We start from the raw sequence: 18,360 nt of genomic DNA, 5'->3' as shown, positions 1-18,360 counted from the left end.
CGCGTGAGCTCGCCCGCCCCGTCCCGCCGCGACCAGCGCCCGGTCGCGCGCCGCCGCGACGCCACCGCCAACCGCGCGGCGCTCGTCGAGGCTGCGCAGGCGGTGCTCGCGGTCGATCCGCACGCGTCGCTGGATGCCATCGCGCAGGCCGCCGGGCTCTCGCGGCGCGGACTCTACGGCCACTTCGCCGACCGCGAGAGTCTCCTGCGCGAAGTGATCGCCGTCGGCGCGGGGCGCTTCAACGCGATCGCGGAGGAGACCGTCGATCCGGACCCCCGCGTGGCGCTCGCCCGCATGGCGGTGCAGTTGTGGCGCGAGGCATCCGCCGTGCGCGCGTCGGCGAACATCGCCCTCGACGATGTGCACGTGCACGAGACGGTGCGCGCCCTCGCGCCGCTGCGCCGCCGCGTGCGCGAGCTCACGAGCGAGGGTGTCGCCTCGGGGGCGTTCCGCGGCGACGTGCCGCCCGAGTTGCTCGCCTTCCTCATCGAGGAGACCGCCCGCTCGACGCTGCGCGAACTGCGGCTCAGCACGCACGACGCGTCGGCCGCCGTCGTGCGGGTCGTGCTGTCGATCGCGGGACTCTCGTGGCGCGAGCAGGCCGAGCTCCTCGACCTGCACCCCGAGATCCTCGCTCAGGACGTGTAGTACGCGGCGGCCGCGGCGATTTCGTCTTCGGTCGGGCGACGCGGCTCGTAGTCGCGGGCGCGCACGAGACGGCGCCGACACGGGGGCTAGGATGCGAAGGACGGCCCGCTGACGGGGGGTGCGGGCCGACATCGACGCGGATGCCACCGAAGCGCCTGCGTCGTCCACCCGAACGCCGCCTCCGGAAAGCGCTTCGACGACGATGTCAGATCTCCCCTCCCTCACCGGCGCGAACCGGACGGTCGCCTCATCCACTGACGACACGCCGACGCCGCGGCGCCGCCGCGCACGGCGCATCGGGCTGATCCTCTACAGCGTGTTCGTCGGGCTCGTCGTCGTGGCCCTCATCGCCGCCGGCGCGGTGGTGTGGACGATCCAGCGGTCGTTCCCGCAGCTGAGCGGGACGATCACGGTGCCCGCACCCTCGGATGCCGGGGCCTCGGATGCCGGTCTCACCGACGACGTCGAGGTGCTGCGCGATGCGCTCGGCATCCCCACGATCATCGCCGACTCGTCGCATGACCTCTTGTTCGCGCAGGGCTACGTGCACGCCCAGGACCGCTTCTGGGAGATGGACTTCCGCCGTCACGTCACGAGCGGGCGCCTCTCGGAGTTGTTCGGCGCCTCACAGCTGCCAACCGATCAGTTCCTGCGGACCCTCGGCTGGCGCACGGTCGCGGAAGCCGAGGTCGCGGCCCTCGACGAGACCACCCGCGGGTACTACGAGGCCTACGCCGAGGGCGTCAACGCCTACCTCGCCGAGCACGACGGCGCCGACGTGTCGCTCGAGTACGCCGTGCTGGGCCTGCAGAACGCCGACTACGAGATCGAGCCCTGGACGCCCGCCGATTCGGTCGCGTGGCTGAAGGCGATGGCGTGGGATCTCCGCGGCAACATCGAGGAGGAGATCGAGCGGGCCCTCCTCGCGCAGAGCTTCACCGCCGAGCAGATCGCCGACCTCTACCCCGCCTACCCGTCCGACCGGAACCCCGTGATCGTCCCGACGATCACGACAGGGCTCGACGCGGTGCCCGCGTCGTCGTCGGACGAGTCCGCGCCCACGGCATCCGCCGCCTCCTCCACCCACACCGATCGGTCGGCGGTGGTCGAGTGGTCGGAGGTGGGATCGGTCGTCGAGGCGGCCTCGCTCCTCGTGGGAGAGGCGGGCGAGGGCATCGGGTCGAACTCGTGGGTCGTCTCGGGCGCGCACACCGAGAGCGGCCTGCCGCTGCTCAGCAACGACCCGCACCTGGGCGCGTCGCTCCCGAGTGTGTGGCACCAGGTGGGCCTCCGGTGCCGCGCGGTCGCCACGGAGTGCCCGTTCGACGTCGCCGGGTTCTCGTTCTCGGGCGTGCCGGGCGTCGTCATCGGGCACAACGCCGAGATTGCGTGGGGGTTCACGAACCTCACCGCCGACGTCACCGACCTCTACCTCGAAAAGGTCCAGGGCGACCAGTACTGGCGCGACGGGCAGCTCGTCCCGCTCGAGATCCGCACCGAGACGTTCCGCGTCGCGGGGGGCGACGACGTCACCCTCGAGGTGCGCTCGACCGTGCACGGGCCGATCATCTCCGGCGTCTCGGACGATCTCGGAAAGGTCGCGGGCGATCCCTACACGGGGTCGACGGATGCCGTGACGCCACCGACCGATGTCCCCGAGGGCGACTGGGCGGTGTCGCTCCGGTGGACGGCGCTCGACGCCGGAACCACCGCCGCGGCGATCTTCGCCCTGAACCGTGCGCAGGACTTCGACGGGCTGCGTCTCGCGGCATCCCTCTTCGACGTCCCCTCGCAGAACCTCGTCTACGCCGACCGCGAGGGGAACATCGGCTACCAGGCTCCGGGCAAGCTGCCGATCCGCGGCGCGGGCGACGGGACCATGCCCCAGCCCGGGTGGGACTCGGCGTACGACTGGACGGGCTTCATCCCGTTCGCAGAGCTCCCCGTCGCCTACAACCCTGACGAGGGGTACATCGTCACGGCGAACAACCCCGTCGTCGGTGCCGACTACCCGTACTTCCTCGGGTCGGACTTCGACTACGGGTGGCGGGCGGCGCGCATCACCGACCTGCTGCAGCGCGCGATCGCCCAGGGTCCTCTCACGGCCGACACGATGAGCGCCATCCAAGCCGACCAGGACTTCTGGATGGGAACCCGCCTCATCGCCGCGTACGCCGACGTCTCCCTCGACGACGCCGACGCGCAGGGCGCCCTCGACCTCCTGCAGCAGTGGGATGCCCAGAACGCGCCCGACTCGGCGGCCGCCGCGTACGCGAACGTGCTGTGGGACGAGCTGGCCCAGAACCTGTTCTCCCGACGCGAGCCCGCCGTCGGTCTCTCCGACCACGGGCGACTGTTCCTCGTCGTCGACACGCTCCTGGACGACCCCGGCTCGGCGTGGTGGACGAACGACCAGATCGACGTCGCGGGTCAGCGCGAGATGCTCGAGCGCTCTGCGAAGGACGCGTACACACGCCTCGTCGAGCTGCAGGGCGATGACCCGGATGCCTGGAACTGGGGCGACCTGCACGCGATCACCCTGACGAGCGGCACCTTCGGGCAGAGCGGCATCGCGCCGATCGAGGCGCTCTTCAACCGGGGTCCGTATCCGGTCGGAGGCGGCTCGGCGGTCGTCGACGCGACCGGATGGCGACTCGGGTCGGGGAGCTTCGCGACCTCGACGGTGCCGTCGATGCGCATGACGGTCGACCTCGCCGACCTCGACGCGTCGCGCTGGAACCACCTCACCGGAACGAGTGGGCACGCCTTCCACCCGAACTACATCGACCAGGTCGCTGCGTGGCAGGAGCAGCGCCAGACCCCGTGGCCGTTCTCGCTCGACGCGGTGCGCGCCGCCGCGACCGACACGCTGACCCTGACCCCCGCAGGCTGACCCGCCGCGGTCCCTCCCCGCTCGTTCTTCGGAGATCGTGCGTTCTTCGGATGTTTTCGCGCCGATCCATCCGAAGAGGCGCGAATCTCCGAAGAACGCGTGCTCTCCTGGAGGCATCCCGTGGTTGAAGCCCCCCTCGCTGAGCGAGCGCAGCGAATGACCGGGGGCTGTCAACCCCGGAACGCGATCGCACCGCTCACGTAGGCTCGCCCCATGGCGACCGCGAGCGTTCGACTGTTCGACTGCACCCCCGAGGACGTGTTCGCCGTCCTCGGCGACGGATGGCTCTACCCTGCGTGGGTGGTCGGCGCATCCCGCATGCGCGCCGTCGATCCGGAGTGGCCGGCCGAGGGGTCGCACATCCATCACTCTCTCGGCGCGTGGCCGATCCTCTTCGACGACGACACGCAGATCGTCGAGTGGTCGCCGACGCAGCGCGTGCGCCTGCGCGCCAAGGCGGGTCCGCTCGGCCGAGCGGTCGTCGTGATCGACGTGAAGCCCCGAGGCGACGGCTGCGTCGTGCGAATGGGCGAAGAGCCGGTGTCGGGCGCGATGCGCTTCGTTCCCCGCTTCCTCTGGGCGCCGCTCCTGCACTTCCGGAACGAGGAGACCCTGCGGCGCCTCGCGTATCTCAGCGAGGGTCGGCGGCGCGAGCGAGAAGCCGGCGAGCACACGGCGCGCACCGCCGTCCCGCGACCCGAGCAGGGTTTTTCCGAACCGGATGCCGTGGCCGACGTGACGATCGCCCGGGATGCGCACCCCGAGCGCGGGACGGGCGCATGACCGACGTCGAGATCGTCGGATCGGGTCCCAACGCTCTCGCGGCGGCCGTGACCCTCGCCCGTGCTGGCCTGTCGGTGCGCGTCTACGAGCGGATGTCCACGCTCGGCGGCGGCGCGCGCACCGCCGCGGACGTCGCCCCCGGCTTCCGACACGACACGTGCTCCGCCGTCCACCCGCTCGCGGTCGCGTCGCCCTTCTTCCGGGCGTTCGGGCTCTCCCGCCGCGTCGACTTCGTCACCCCCGACATCTCGTTCGCGCATCCGCTGCCCGGCGGTCGCTCGGGCCTCGCGTACCGCGACCTCGACCGCACGGTCGACTCTCTCGGCCGCGACGGCGCCGCGTACCGGCGCCTGATCGGTCCCCTCTCCGAGCGCGCGCGCGAGGTCGCCCGCTTCACCGGCTCCCCGCTCCTGCGCGTCCCCCCACACCCCGTCGTGCTGGCGCGCTTCGGCATCCGCGCGCTCCTGCAGGGCTCGCCCCTGTGGAACGCGGGCTTCGCCGAGGAGACGGCGCCGGCGATGATCACCGGGGTCGCCGCACACGCGATCATGCACCAGCCGAGCCTCGTGGGCGCGGCTGCCGGGCTCGCCCTCCAGGCCCACGCCCACGCCGCGGGCTGGCCGATCCCGCTCGGCGGAAGCCAGGCGATCTCCGACGCCCTCGCCGAAGACCTCCGCGCTCACGGCGGCGAGATCGTCACCGACCACGAGGTGCGGAGCACCTCGGAGCTCACCGCGCGTGCCGTCGTCCTCGATGTCACCCCGCGCGCCCTGATCCGCCTGGCGGGCGGACGGATGCCGGCGGGCTATCGCGCCCGGCTGGAGCGCTTCCGCTACGGGAGCGGCGCCGCGAAGGTGCAGTTCGCCCTCTCCGGACCGGTGCCGTGGGCCGACGAGCGTCTGGCCGGCGCGGGCACGATCCACCTCGGCGGCACGCGCGCGCAGATCGCGGCGAGCGAGAACGCGGTCCTCGCCGGGCGGCATCCGGCATCCCCCTACGTGCTCGTGTCGCAGCCGTCGGCCTTCGACGCCTCGCGAGCGCCCGCCGGCGGACACTCCCTCTGGACGTACACGCACGTCCCGACCGGCTCGACCCTCGACCGCACCGAGGCGGTGATCGAGACCGTCGAGCGTCACGCACCCGGTTTCCGCGATCTCATCGTCGCCTCACGCAGCTGGAGCGCCGAAGACCTCGCCGACGAGAACCCCAATTACGTCGGCGGCGACATCGGCGCGGGCGCGGCGACGTTCCGCCAGCTGCTGGCACGCCCCGTCGCGAGTCCCGAGCCGTGGGTCACGCCGATGCCCGGAATCTACCTCACGGGGGCCTCGACCTCTCCCGGTCCCGGCGTCCACGGGCAGTCGGGGTGGTTCGCGGCGCGCAGCGTGCTGCGCCGCGAGTTCGGCGTCGGAAGGATGCCGTCGCTGGCACCCTGATCTCCGCCGAGAGTCGACCGCTCAGCCGCCCGCGGCGGGGGGTGTGCGCCGCGACTCGGCGGGGGGTGTGCGCCGCGACTCGGCGAGCTCGTCGATGTAGAGCGACGTCTCATCAAGCGTCCCGTTGCGGTAGGCCTGTCGGCCCACCATGTGCGCCGACAGCGGTGCGGTCGCGAGCTGGATCACGACGATCGGAAGGAGCAGGGCCACCACCTGCCACGAGCGCAGCGAGAGGGCGACGGCGATGCAGATGAGGATGAGACCGAGCACCTGGGGTTTGGTCGCCGCGTGCAGCCGGGTCGGCACGTCGTGAAAGCGCAGCAGGCCGATCGCGGCGGTGAGGCACAGAAGGGCGCCGATCAGCACCAGGATGAGCGCGACGGCGTCGAGGATCTCGTTCATCGGTCGGTGTTGTCCCTTCGTGCGACGAAGCGGGCGATGGCGATCGAGCCGAACACGCCGACGGCGGCGATGATCAACAGCACCGGGAGGCTTCGGATGTGGTGATTGATGACCATGTCGGCGCCCAGCACGCACATGACGAGCGTCAAGAGCACGTCCGAGGCGACGGCGCGGTCGAGGATCGAGGGCCCGACGATGATCCGCCACAGCGTCAGCAGGCCCGCGATCGCGAAGACGATGTAGATGACGACGATGAGCGCGTTCACACCCCTGCACCCCCTTCACGGGGTGACTGGGCCCCGGTCCGTCCGATCGCCTCGAGCTGTGCGCGCGATCCGACGGCGCGGACGATGCGCGACTCCCACCCCTGCACGGCGCGGCGCTGATTCTCGACGTCTCGGTCGGATGTCACGCCGATGACGTGCAGGTACAGGATGCGCCGGTCGCGGTCGACGTCGACGATGAGCGAGCCCGGGATGAGGGATGCCGTCACGCCGACGTGCGCCATGATCAGGTCGTCGTCGGTGCGCAGCGGCACGGCGATGATCGCCGCACCCGGGTAGCGCGTCGGGTTGACCGTCTGCCAGGCCACGAGCAGGGAGCCGCGGACCAGTGCGAGGAGGAAGGTCGCGATGAACACGAACCCGTACCAGAGGTTGACCCTGCCGGAGAGTTCGACCGGGGGCAGACGGAAGACCCGCGTGACGAAGATCGCGACGATGAGGCCCGTGAGCGCGGCGAGCACGGTGAACTGCCCCCACAGGAGCATCCACAGGGCGATGAGCCACAGGAAGAACGGCAGTTGGCGCCAGACGGAGGTGAGGACGGCCTTGGCAGTGGGGCTCATCGGTCGGCCTCCTGCTGCAGCTGGACGAGCGACACCGGGTGCATGAGCGCTTCGCCGATGTTCGCGCACAGGGCGTACAGCGGGCCGGCGAAGACCGTCAGGGAGAGCGTGACGGCGACCATGCCGGCGGTCGTCGCCGTCATGATCCGCGGGATGACGCGGCGCTCGTTCTGCTCGTCGGCGGCCGGCGCATCGCCGAGGTACTCGATGCGTCCGACCACGGCCTGCTCGTCGGCGTGGTCGTCGTCTTCACGCCAGAAGGCCAGGTTCCACGCGCGCATGAGGGTGTACAGGGTGAGCAGCGACGTGATGATGCCGCCGACGATCAGCACATACATGATCGGGGTACCCACCTCGGCGGCTGCATCGAAGAGGGCGTACTTGCCGATGAAGCCGGAGAACGGCGGCAGTCCGCCGAGGTTCACGGCGGGGATGAAGTAGAGCACCGCGATCACCGGGGCCGCCCGCATGAGTCCCTTGACCTTGAGGATCGATGTCGACCCGGCCCGACGCTCCACAAGCCCGACCGCGAGGAACAGCGTGGTCTGCACGATGATGTGGTGGACCATGTAGTAGATCGTCGCGCCGAGGGCGAGCGGCGTCGCGATCGCGAGGCCGAAGACCAGATAGCCGACGTGGCTGACGAGCGTGAACGACAGGATGCGTTTGAGCTCGGCCTGGGCGACGGCGCCGAGGACGCCGATGATCATGGTCGCGAGCGCCACGATCAACAGCAGCGTGTTCACGTCGTTGTCGCGGAAGATCTGTGTCTCGGTGCGGATCATCGCGTAGACGCCGACCTTCGTCAGCAGGCCTGCGAACACCGCGGTGACGGGCGCCGGCGCCGTGGGGTACGAGTCGGGCAGCCAGAACGACAGCGGGAAGACGGCCGCCTTGATGCTGAAGGCCAGGAGCAGCATGAGATGGAGCACCAGCTGCGTCGACTGCGGCAGCTCCGTCATCCGCTCCGAGATCTGCGCGATGTTGACCGTGCCCAGTGCGCCGTAGATCGCGGCGATCGCGACGAGGAACAGGATCGACGAGACGAGCGAGACGACGATGTACACCACGCCCGCTCGGATGCGCGATTCGGTCGACCCGAGGGTGATGAGGACGTACGAGGCGACGAGGAGGATCTCGAACCCGACGTACAGGTTGAAGAGGTCACCGGCGATGAACGCGTTGAAGATGCCCGCCGCGAGGATGAGGTACGTCGGGTGGTAGATCGACACCGGCGTATCGTCGTCGCCGTCGGCCGCGCCCTGACCGACCGAGTACAGGAGGACCGCGAGCAGCACGATGCTCGAGACGACGACGAGGAGCGCCGCGAGCCGGTCGACGTAGAGCACGATGCCGTAGGGCACCGGCCATCCGCCCACGGATACGGCGATCGCATCGCCCGTCGAGTCGACCGCGTAGAGCAGCACGGCGGCGATCGCGAGGACGAGCGTCAGCGTGACGATCGAGATGATCACCTGCGCCCGCCGCTGTCGACCGAAGACCAGCGCGACGCCCGCGCCGAGCAGGGGCAGCGCGACGAGGAGGGGAACGAGAGCGCTCATCAGCTCTCCCCTCCCCGCTCGTCATGCGATCCGCTGTCGCTGTCGCCCGTGTGCCGGGTGCGAGGGCGGTCGGTGGGGGCGTCGTCTCGGATGCCGTCGAAGTCGCGGTGGTGCAGCACGGTGATGGGGGCGGTGTCCGTTCCGAGGAAGTCGGTCGTGGCGTCGTCGTCTTCGTCTTCGATCGCCGTCTCGTCGTCGATCGCCTCCTCGTCGGCGATCGCGCGGTCGCGCACGGCGATGTCGGCCTCGTCGTCGGTGACGGTGTCGGCCTGGCCGAGTTGCCACGAACGGTAGATGAGGGCGAGCAGGAACGCCGAGACCGCGAAGGTGATGACGATCGCCGTGAGCGTGAGGGCCTGCGGCAGCGGGTCGCTCATCTCCGAGGGATCGCCGTCGCCGTAGAAGGCGGCGATCCCGGGCTGCCCCATCACGACGAGCAGGAAGAGGTTCGCGGCGTTTCCGAGCAGGAGGAAGCCGATCAGCACGCGCGTGAGGCTTCGCTCGAGCATCGCGTAGACGCCGGCGGCGAAGAGGGCGCCCATGATGATGATGAGGACCACGGAGACGCTCACGGGGCGCTCACCCCCCGCGGAGAGACAGCGGGCGACGCACCGGATGCCTGTGCCTCACGCAGCTCCTGCGCCTGTCGGTCGACCTCGCCGCCGAGCGAGCGCAGCACGTCGAGCACGAGCCCGACGACCACGAGGTAGACGCCCACGTCGAAGATCGTCGACGTCACGAACTCGACGTGTCCGAGCACGGGGATGTCGGCTTCCCAGAAGTAGCTCGTGAGGGGCGCCGCGCCGAACAGCAGGGGGATCACCGCGCACCCGATCGCGAGCGTCATGCCCGCGCCCAGCAGGCGCCCGGCGTCCGTGGGCGCGGCGGCGCCGAGCTCGTAGCGACCGCCCGCGACATAGCGCATGACGAGCGCCATACCGGCGACGAGGCCTCCGGCGAAGCCGCCGCCGGGGAGGTTGTGGCCCGCGAAGAGCAGGTAGATCGACACGACGATGATCGAGTGGAAGAGGATGCGCACCACCACTTCGAGCATGATCGACCGATTCTCGGGTCGCACCCGCGCCCCGCCCACGAGCCAGGCCTGCCGGGTCGAGTCCGGTGCGCTCGCCCGCGGCCGCGGGCCGGCGGCCGTCTCGACGAGTGGCCGACGCGTGCGGGTGAGGCCGGTCGGCAAGGGCGAGATCGCCCGCGAGAGCAGGTCGGAGCGATGGGTGACGAAGACGAGGGAGGCCACGCCGGTCGCCGCGAGGATCAGCACCGAGAGCTCACCCATCGTGTCCCAGCCGCGCAGGTCGACGAGGGCGACGTTGACGACGTTCTTGCCGTGGCCGATGTCGTACGCGAGCTCGGGGAAGGCCGTGGATATCGGCTCGTGGATGCGCGCCCCGGTCGCGACCATCGCGACCATCGCCATCGTCGCGCCGACCGCGATCGCGAGGACCGCGCGGGCGACGGGCCACACCGACGCGTTGTGCTCGCCCAGGCGGGCGGGGATGCGGCGGAGGACGAGCGCGAAGGCCACGAGGGTGACCGTCTCGATGAGCACCTGCGTGAGGGCGAGGTCGGGGGCCCCGCTCGTCGCGAACAGGATCACCATGCCGAGCCCCGTCACCGAGACGAGGACGACGCCGGTGTAACGCTTGCGGGCACGCACCGCGATGAGGCCGGCGATGATCATGATGGGGGCGACCACCAGCTGCCACGGCGTCTGCCAGGCATCCAACTCCATGCGCCACTGCGGGCTGGCCAGCAGCGCCGTCCCCTCCGCGGCGACGAAGACGACGAAGATCGTGCCGACGTACACCGGGAGCGACCCGCGCTGCGTGAAGGTCGTCGTCCACACTGCGAGGCGGGCGAGGCCGCGCAGGCTCAGGTTGTAAACGTCGGCAGCGGTGAAGGTGAGCAGGCGTCGCGGGGTCTTCCCGGTACGCCGCGCGTACGCGAAGAGCACGACACCGAGTGCGATGCTGCCGAGCGAGAGGAAGAGCGCCGGCTCCCATCCGTGCCAGAGCGCGAGATGGTACGGGTACTCTCCCGGCGCGGCCTGGTCGGCGTAGCCGCTGAGTGCTCGGTCGAGCCAGGGCGCGGCGAAACCGAGCAGCAGCGAGAGCGTCGCGAGGATGACGGGCGAGGCGAGGAAGCCCAGCGGCGGGTCGGGCCACGCGGTCTTCGGACGGGGCGTGCCGTCGGCATCCTTCTTCGTCGCGAACGCGCCCCACAGGAAGCGCAGGCCGTACGCGGTCGTCAGCACCGAGCCCACCACGATGCCGACGAGGGCGATCGTCCCCCAGGGCTCGCCGTTCGACTCGAGCAGCGCCGAGAGCGCCGCCTCTTTGCCGAGGAATCCCAGCATGGGGACGAATCCGACCATGGATGCCACGGCGAGCGTCGCCGCCGTCGCGAGCGTGGGCGCCTGCCGCCCGACGCCGGAGAGCTCGTTGATATCTCGCGTCGAGAGCTGGCGGTCGATGACGCCGACGACGAGGAACAGCGACGACTTGAAGAGGGCGTGGGCGAGCAGCAGCGTGATGCCCGCGAGAGCCGCGTCGCGCGTGCCGTAGCCGAGGATCGCGGTGAGGAGGCCGAGCTGGCTCACCGTGCCGAACGCGAGGATGCGCTTGAGGTCGGTCTCGCGCAGGGCCTGGATGCCGCCGAGGAGCATCGTGAAGACGCCGAGCGTGATGACGATGGGGCGCCACGGGGCGGCGAGCGCGAAGAACGGCGCCACGCGGGCGATGAGGTAGATGCCGGCCTTCACCATCGCGGCGGCGTGGAGGTACGCGCTGACGGGAGTCGGCGCGGCCATGGCGCCGGGGAGCCAGAAGTGGAACGGGAAGATCGCCGACTTGCTGAGCGCGCCGACGAGCAGGAGCACGATCGCGACGTCGATGATCGGGTTCGCGGCGAGGGCCGACCCCGGTGCCGCGTAGTCGGCGAGGATCTGCGAGAGGCTGTTCGTCCCCGCCTGCACGACGAAGATGACCGCACCCACGAACATCACGAGCCCGCCGAGGGTTGTCACGAGGAGCGCCTGCAGAGCCGCGCGCCGGCTGGCGCCGCGCCAGTGATAGAAGCCGATCAGGAGGTACGACAGGATGCTCGTGATCTCCCAGAACATCACGAGCATGATGAGGTCGTCGGTGAGGACCAGCCCGTACATCGCGCCCGCGAAGGCCAGGAGCGTGGCGCTGAACAGGCCCACGCCGTCCTTCTTGCCGTCGAAGTACCAGCGGCAGTAGAGCATGACGAAGGCGCCGACGCCCGTGACGATGAGCGCCATGAGCCACCCGAGGGTGTCCATCCGCATCGAGATGTCGAGGCGCAGCTGCGGGATCCACGTCACCGACTCGGTCGGGGTGTCGCCCGCGAGCACCTGCGGGGTGAGGATCGCGGCGTGCACGAATCCGGCGGCGGGGGCGAGGGCCGCGATGTAGAACGCGCGAGGTCCGAGTCTGCCCACGAGCCACGGCAACGTCAGCGGCAGGGCCGCGAACGCAGCCAGGAGCACGAGCAAACGGGCCTCCTGACGGTCGCGGGGGTCGGACTCACAGTCTACCCGTGCCGTGCGCGCCCGGCGTCCGCGCCGCCGCGTCAGACCTGGGCGGGTCCTGTCGTATTCCCGACGCGGAACGTACAGGTGAACAGCACGGATGCCGGCTGGTCGCCCTCGAGCATGGCGGCGACCGCGGCGCCGGCGGCGCGCCCCTTGTCGGTCGGCGCCTGCACGAGCGTCGTGAGCTCGTAAGGGGCGAGACCGTCGACCGGCACGCCGTCGAAGCCCGTGACGCTGACGTCCTCGGGGACGCGGAGATCCGCCTCTTCGGCGGCGCGGATGACGCCCGCCGCGAGCAGGTCGCTCTGCGCGATGACGGCGGTGGGGCGCCTGCCCGGGTCGGCGAAGAGTACGCGTCCGGCGGCGAGTCCTTGATCGATCGAGCTGCCCGCGGTGACGAGCGCCGGGGCATCCGGGTACGTATCGCGCGCGCCGTCGAGGCGCTCGCGGGTGACGTCGATGGTGATGTCGGACCGGTCCCGCAGCCACCCGCCGCGCAGGTCGCTGCTCGCGCGGAGGGTGACGATCGCGACCCGCTCGTGGCCGAGCGAGCGCAGGTGCTCGGCCGCGGTGCGCTGCGCCTCACGGTTGTCGAGGAGGATCTGCGGCACGTCGGGCCCGGCATCCCCCTCGATCACGACGATGGGAAGGCCGCGCTGGCGCGCGGTCTCGAGCGAGTCGCGCAGCGGCGCGTCGCAGCCGATCAGCACGGCGGCGTCGAGAGGGGCGCTGGTGATGGTGGGGGCGTTCTCGATGTCGCTGTGGCTGCGCAGGAGCAGCAGTCCCGCGCCGAGAGGGGCCACGGCCTCGGCGAGCCCGTCCATCATGAGGCGCTGCACGGGGTCGAGGAACATGTAGTTGAGGCTCGACCCGACGACGACGCCCACGATGCCGCTGCGTCCGAGACGCAGCGAGGCGGCACGGGGGTCGGGTCCGGTGTAGCCGAGGGTCGTCGCCGCCTCCATGACGCGCTGGCGCGTCGCGTCGGAGACGGGGGTCTTGCCGCTGAACACGACGGATGCCGTCGAGGGCGAGACGCCCGCCTCGCGGGCGACGTCGGAGATGGTCGCCCGGCGTGTGGTCACCCCTGCATCGTAACGCGGCCCGTTCCCGCGCGTCGAATCGATTCGGTAGACTGCCGAGGTGACTTCTCCTGATGCCCCCGTCGCGCGTGACGCCGCGACGCCCGGCAGTTTCGCGGCCGGCGCGGCCGACCGCCTTCGGCTCGTACAGTGGCGCACCGCGGTCTTCGCCTTGTTCCTGCTGTGCGGGGTGACGTTCGCATCCTGGGCATCGCGCCTTCCCGCGGTGAAGTCGAACCTCGGCATCGACGACTTCGAAGTCGGGGTTCTGCTGTTCGCGATGGGCACGGGGTCGCTCGCCGGCGTCATGCTCGCGAACGTGATCGTCGCGCGCTGGGGCGCGAAGCGGGGTCTGTCGGTCACGGTCGTCGGCGTCGCGATCGGGCTGCTGCTCGCCGCGCTCGGCGTGGACGCCCTGAGCTCCTACGCCCTCGCGGCGACGGGCCTCGCGCTCATGGGTCTGTGCTTCGGCGCGACCGACGTCATGATCAACGTCGAGGCGGCGGCGGTCGAGCAGGCGTTCGGGCGCACCCTCATGCCGCTGTTCCACGCGTTCTTCAGTCTCGGCACGGTCGCCGGCGCGGGGATCGGCGTCGCGATGGCGGCCTGGAAGGTCGGCGTCTCGTGGCATCTCGGTGTCGTCGCGCTCGTCTGGATCGTCGTGACGACGGGCGCGCTGCGCTTCGTTCCGTCGCACGCGCCCGGTACCGATTCGGCGGAGGATGCCGGGGTTCCCGTCTCGACCCGGCGTGAGCGGATCATGGCGTCGCTCGCGGTGTGGCGCGACCCGCGGACGTGGGCGATCGGCGCGATCATCCTCGGCATGGCGTTCGCCGAGGGCAGCGCGAACGACTGGCTGACGATCGCCGTCGTCGACGGCCACGGCGAGACCGAGGCGACCGGCGCGATCTTCCTGACGGTGTTCTCGGTGTCGATGACGGTGTTCCGTGCGATCGGCGGCCCGATCGTCGACCGCATCGGACGCGTGTGGGCGCTGCGGGTCCTCGCGGTGACGGCGGGCGTGGGCCTGGCGATCTTCATCCTGGCGCCCAACCTGCCGCTCGCGTTCGTCGGTGTCGCTCTGTGGGGAGCGGGTGCGTCGCTCGGGTTCCCGCTGGGGATGTCGGCGGCGGCCGACGATCCGACGAAGGCCGCGGCATCCGTGTCGGCGGCGGCGACGATCGGCTACGTGGCATTCCTGTGCGGCCCGCCGGTGCTCGGCTGGATCAGCCACCAGATCGGCATCCTGCCCACCCTGTGGATCATCGTCGGCCTCATCGTGATGAGCGGGTTGGCCTCGGGGGCGGCGCGCCCGATCGCCGGCTCGAAGGTCGGCCGCGGCGGTCACTGAGCCGCTCCGCCCTGCGTTCGCCCCGCGTACACTCGACGGGTGCGTCTTGTCATCGCCCGCTGCTCCGTGGATTACACCGGCCGTCTCAACGCGCATCTGCCGCTCGCGACGCGCCTGCTCGTGCACAAGGGAGACGGATCGCTGCTCGTGCACTCCGACGGCGGATCGTACAAGCCACTCAACTGGATGAGCCCGCCCTGTACCCTCACCGTCGAGATGCCCGATGACGAGTCGGCGTCGGCAGGTGTGCGCGAGCACTGGCGGGTGACGCACGCGAAGACCGGGGATGCCTTGCTCGTCCGCATCTACGAGGTGCTGCACGATTCATCGCATGAGCTCGGCGTCGACCCCGGGCTGCAGAAGGACGGCGTCGAGGCCGATCTGCAGCGCCTCCTCGCCGAGCAGGTCGGGGTGATCGGTGACGGGCTGACGCTCGTGCGCCGCGAGTTCCCGACGGCGATCGGCCCGGTCGACCTGCTGCTGCGGAACCCCGAGGGCGGCACGATCGCCGTCGAGGTGAAGCGCCGGGGCGACATCGACGGCGTCGAGCAGTTGACGCGCTACCTCGCGCTGCTGAACCGCGACCCGCACCTCGCGCCCGTGAGCGGGGTCTTCGCGGCCCAGGAGATCAAGCCGCAGGCGAAGGTGCTCGCCGGTGACCGCGGCATCCGCTGCGTCACGCTCGACTACGAGGACATGAAGGGCACCGAGTCGGGCGCCCCGCGCCTCTTCTGAGTTCCGCTCGCGAGACGGGCGTCTCGACTCGCTGCGCTCGCGGGGCGACCGGGCAGTGCCCGGAGAGCGAGTGCGTGTCACGCCGACTCGCCGCGCTCGCTCAACGAGTGGGTGCTGCTGCGCGGGGTGCGCGCCAAGGGGTGCGTGGGGGTGGGTCGAACATCCACCGCAGCGGGGACTTCGAGCGCAGTTCGATCGGGGTGTCGGTGTCGCCGGGCGGTGGGAGGAGCAGGAAACGCTCCTTCCCGTCGCGGACGATGCGCATCCCGCTGACGTGCAGATGGACGTGATGGTACGCGCACAGCAGCACGCCGCGGTCGATGTCGGTGCGGCCGGCGTCCTTCACCCACTCGTCGATGTGGTGGGCTTCGGTCATCGCGGGCGGCCGGTCGCAGCCCGGCCACACGCATCCGCCGTCGCGCGCTGCAAGGGCAACACGCTGGGCGGGACTGAACAGTCGCTGCTCCCGGCCCAGATCGAGGGGGTTGCCGCACGCGTCGACAGTGAGGGGCACGATGCCGGTGTTGCACACCATCCGCTCGACCATCGCTCCCGGCAACGTCGTCGCTCCATCCTCGGTGTGCCCGGTCTGCGCCGTGTCATCGGCGCCACCCCGCCCGCCGCGCAGGAGCCGGCCGAACAGCGACCCATCGGCATCCGCCTCGCCCACAGCACCGGCGATGGTGACGACTCTGACCCCGGCCTGCCGCGCCCCGAACACGTCGGTCTCGTTCGCGGTCGCCCCGACCTGCACGAGATCGGTGAGCAGGTCGTACGCGAGTTGGTCGTTCGTTCGCGGGTCCTCACGGAGCTCGTCCGCGGCGGCGCGTTCCTCATCGGTCATGAACCGGGGTCCTCCGCGGCGTGGGCGCAGCGCGGCGGCGATCACGGACTCCCAGAACGCGGCGGTCGCATCGTCGAACACGAGGTATCCGCGGCGGGTGCCGTCGGCGTCGGTCCGCATCCGGAACGACCGCGCCTCATAGCGTTCCGTCCACCGCGCCTCAGCTCCCGCGGGGTCCAGCGCGTCCCGCACCGCCCGCGCCGACGCGGCGAGATCCTCGACCGTGCAGCTCGGCGCTTCGTCGATCAGCTGCGACGCGGCGACCCGCCACACCTCGCGGACCTCGTCGTCCGCACGCCCCACGACCTGGGGCGGCTCACCGAGGCCCCGCCGGATCACATCCACCTGCGCCCGCGTCACCACCCCCGCCAGCAACGCGTCCCCGAGCGGCTGATGCCACGGCACCACACGCACCGGCGACGAATCCTCGCCCGAACCCCCGTCACCGCCACCCGCACCGTCGCCACCCGCACCGTCATCACCGGCACCGGCGAACCCCGCCACGACCGCCTCCCCCACCTTCACCGCCCGCACCGCGTCACCCCGCGAGACTCCGGTGATCTCCTGGATCATCTGCACCGGCCCCCGGAAACCCCCACCCTGCGCGAGGCCGCCATGCCCCGCCGCTCGCGCCGACCTTTGGGCGATCACCCCGGCCAGCACGACCTCCAGCTTCTGCACCTCCCGCGACAGCGCCGCGACGGCCGAGAACGCGTCACGCACCGACGCATCACTCAGGCATCCCGCCCCCGCGGCCAACCCCACCACGTCGCAGTCCAGCTCAGCGAACATCGCAAGACGGGCCACACCGTCGCGAAGATCACCGAGAAACGTCATACCCCCATCATCTCGGAATCGAACATAAATAGCAATGCCGCGACGCGAATAGGTTCGAATATTTCATCGATGCGGTCGGCGTCCGGCTAAGTTGGAACCATGACCGCGCGCTCCCCGTTCACCTGTGTTCTCTGGGATGTGGACGGCACGGTGGTCGACGCGTCCGACGGCATCCTGCGACGTCTCGCGATCGCGCTCGAACACTTCGGCAAGCCGGCGGCGACGCGCGAGGAGCTCGTCCACTGGATCGGTCCGCCGATGTTCGAGTCGTTCCAGACCAACATCGGCATGACGCCCGAGGAATCCGCCGAGGCGGTCGCCTACTATCGCACGATCGGCAAGGCCGACGGCTACACGACGGGTGCGAAGCTCTACCCGGGTATCGGGGAGCTGATCGGTGCCCTCGCCGCGGCCGGAGTCGCACAGGCGACGGCGAGCTCGAAGCCCGAGATCCAGGTCGCCGCCCTCGTCGAGCACTTCGACCTGGCGCCGTCGTTGCAGGCCGTCGTCGGTGCCACGGCAGACGAGAAGACGCTCGCTTCGAAGACCGACATCGTCGCCGAGGCGCTGCGGCGCCTCGAGGTGGCCGGCGCCGACACGAGTCGCCCGGTGCTCATCGGCGACCGTCACCACGACATCGACGGAGGCGCGGCGAACGACGTGCCGGTGATCTTCGTGCGGTGGGGCTTCAGCTGGCCGCACGAGTCAGAGGGCGCTGCCGCTGTCGTCGATACGATAGACGAGCTGCGCACCCTGCTTCTCGTCGACGAGCCGGCGCCCTGAGTGCCGGGCCCGTCGACGAGCACGATACGAGAACGGCCCGCACGAAGCGGGCCGTCATCGGATCAGAGGGGTCGGATGTTCTCCGCCTGCAGGCCCTTGGGGCCCTGGGCGATCTCGAACTCGACGCGCTGGTTCTCCTCGAGCGAGCGGTAGCCGCTCGAGTCGATCGCGGAGTAGTGAGCGAAGACGTCTGCGCCGCCCTCATCGGGAGCGATGAACCCGAAGCCCTTCTCCGAGTTGAACCACTTGACGGTGCCCTGCGTTGCCATGAACTGCCTTACTGACGTGCGAAGTCGACGCGAACGCGCCGATCCTGTCCCACGCTAGTGGCGCGCACCGACACGCGCCGCACTGTGACGGCGATGGTGACATAAACGTTGCAAGAAAAATCCGAGAACGGGCGGCAAAACCATTCGACGCCCGGGCGTCTCGCGCTCTGCGCGTGCGCCCGGGCGTCGACGGATCCCCCCGGATAGGCCACGCTCAGCGTGACAGCGCCAACTGTACTGATATATCGCCCACCGCGGGAGGGCACAAGCGTGAGAATTGGCCGAGAGATTCCCAATCGTGACTTCTCGCGCGA

16 protein-coding genes are annotated in these 18,360 nt (G+C 70.6%); 7 read left to right on the top strand and 9 right to left on the bottom strand.

The window, feature by feature from the left end; all coding sequences use genetic code 11:
• Positions 1-3: 3 nt before the first annotated feature.
• From ACRVYW_RS08005 to ACRVYW_RS07990, 4 genes are all read left to right on the top strand, one after another.
• Positions 4-648: a TetR/AcrR family transcriptional regulator gene (locus ACRVYW_RS08005; RefSeq protein WP_431803419.1), complete on the top strand. Its 645-nt coding sequence runs from the start codon at positions 4-6 to the stop codon at positions 646-648.
• A gap of 202 nt (positions 649-850) precedes the next feature.
• A complete protein-coding gene (locus ACRVYW_RS08000; RefSeq protein ID WP_431803417.1) occupies positions 851-3,541 on the top strand; it encodes a penicillin acylase family protein in 2,691 nt (896 codons plus the stop codon).
• Positions 3,542-3,754: 213 nt separating this feature from the next.
• Complete coding sequence (locus tag ACRVYW_RS07995) at positions 3,755-4,324, top strand: SRPBCC family protein (RefSeq protein WP_431803415.1); 570 nt, start codon at positions 3,755-3,757, stop codon at positions 4,322-4,324.
• Positions 4,321-5,760, top strand: coding sequence for a phytoene desaturase family protein (locus ACRVYW_RS07990; protein ID WP_431803413.1), 1,440 nt, complete (start codon positions 4,321-4,323; stop codon positions 5,758-5,760). Before ACRVYW_RS07995 ends, ACRVYW_RS07990 begins: the two co-directional genes overlap by 4 nt.
• Positions 5,761-5,781: 21 nt before the next feature.
• On the opposite strand, the gene mnhG is transcribed toward ACRVYW_RS07990, so the two are convergent.
• The 7 genes from mnhG to ACRVYW_RS07955 all read right to left on the bottom strand — a co-directional run bounded on the left by mnhG (position 5,782) and on the right by ACRVYW_RS07955 (position 13,230).
• A complete protein-coding gene (mnhG, locus tag ACRVYW_RS07985) occupies positions 5,782-6,162 on the bottom strand; it encodes a monovalent cation/H(+) antiporter subunit G (protein WP_431803411.1) in 381 nt (126 codons plus the stop codon).
• Complete coding sequence (locus tag ACRVYW_RS07980) at positions 6,159-6,428, bottom strand: monovalent cation/H+ antiporter complex subunit F (protein ID WP_431803409.1); 270 nt, start codon at positions 6,426-6,428, stop codon at positions 6,159-6,161. Before ACRVYW_RS07980 ends, mnhG begins: the two co-directional genes overlap by 4 nt.
• Positions 6,425-7,009 (bottom strand): Na+/H+ antiporter subunit E, encoded by a 585-nt coding sequence (locus tag ACRVYW_RS07975; protein ID WP_431803407.1) that lies wholly within the window; start codon positions 7,007-7,009, stop codon positions 6,425-6,427. Before ACRVYW_RS07975 ends, ACRVYW_RS07980 begins: the two co-directional genes overlap by 4 nt.
• Positions 7,006-8,571, bottom strand: coding sequence for a Na+/H+ antiporter subunit D (locus ACRVYW_RS07970; protein WP_431803405.1), 1,566 nt, complete (start codon positions 8,569-8,571; stop codon positions 7,006-7,008). Before ACRVYW_RS07970 ends, ACRVYW_RS07975 begins: the two co-directional genes overlap by 4 nt.
• Positions 8,571-9,143, bottom strand: coding sequence for a Na(+)/H(+) antiporter subunit C (locus ACRVYW_RS07965; RefSeq protein WP_431803403.1), 573 nt, complete (start codon positions 9,141-9,143; stop codon positions 8,571-8,573). Before ACRVYW_RS07965 ends, ACRVYW_RS07970 begins: the two co-directional genes overlap by 1 nt.
• Positions 9,140-12,106, bottom strand: coding sequence for a Na+/H+ antiporter subunit A (locus tag ACRVYW_RS07960; protein WP_431803401.1), 2,967 nt, complete (start codon positions 12,104-12,106; stop codon positions 9,140-9,142). The genes ACRVYW_RS07965 and ACRVYW_RS07960 overlap by 4 nt, the downstream gene beginning before the upstream one ends.
• A 77-nt stretch (positions 12,107-12,183) precedes the next feature.
• Positions 12,184-13,230: a LacI family DNA-binding transcriptional regulator gene (locus tag ACRVYW_RS07955; protein WP_431803399.1), complete on the bottom strand. Its 1,047-nt coding sequence runs from the start codon at positions 13,228-13,230 to the stop codon at positions 12,184-12,186.
• Between the two features lie 169 nt (positions 13,231-13,399).
• On the opposite strand from ACRVYW_RS07955, the gene ACRVYW_RS07950 reads away from it, so the two are divergent.
• Both ACRVYW_RS07950 and nucS read left to right on the top strand, forming a co-directional pair.
• Positions 13,400-14,578, top strand: coding sequence for an MFS transporter (locus tag ACRVYW_RS07950; RefSeq protein WP_431803852.1), 1,179 nt, complete (start codon positions 13,400-13,402; stop codon positions 14,576-14,578).
• Between the two features lie 39 nt (positions 14,579-14,617).
• The gene (gene nucS, locus ACRVYW_RS07945; protein WP_431803397.1) at positions 14,618-15,313 is read left to right on the top strand and encodes an endonuclease NucS; all 696 of its coding nucleotides are present in this window, start codon (positions 14,618-14,620) and stop codon (positions 15,311-15,313) included.
• 100 nt (positions 15,314-15,413) lie between these two features.
• On the opposite strand, the gene ACRVYW_RS07940 is transcribed toward nucS, so the two are convergent.
• Complete coding sequence (locus tag ACRVYW_RS07940; RefSeq protein WP_431803395.1) at positions 15,414-16,994, bottom strand: DUF222 domain-containing protein; 1,581 nt, start codon at positions 16,992-16,994, stop codon at positions 15,414-15,416.
• A 99-nt stretch (positions 16,995-17,093) separates the two neighbouring features.
• Here ACRVYW_RS07940 and ACRVYW_RS07935 point away from each other — a divergent pair, with 99 nt between their 5' ends.
• Positions 17,094-17,777, top strand: coding sequence for an HAD hydrolase-like protein (locus ACRVYW_RS07935; protein ID WP_431803393.1), 684 nt, complete (start codon positions 17,094-17,096; stop codon positions 17,775-17,777).
• A 62-nt stretch (positions 17,778-17,839) separates the two neighbouring features.
• On the opposite strand, the gene ACRVYW_RS07930 is transcribed toward ACRVYW_RS07935, so the two are convergent.
• Positions 17,840-18,046, bottom strand: coding sequence for a cold-shock protein (locus ACRVYW_RS07930; RefSeq protein ID WP_076691931.1), 207 nt, complete (start codon positions 18,044-18,046; stop codon positions 17,840-17,842).
• Between the last annotated feature and the right edge of the window lie 314 nt (positions 18,047-18,360).

The sequence above is a fragment of the Microbacterium sp. bgisy203 genome, assembly GCF_965345155.1.
Taxonomy (GTDB): Bacteria; Actinomycetota; Actinomycetes; order Actinomycetales; family Microbacteriaceae; genus Microbacterium.
The sequence above is the reverse complement of the archived record's forward strand: the minus strand, read 5'-3'. Positions and strand labels throughout refer to the sequence as shown.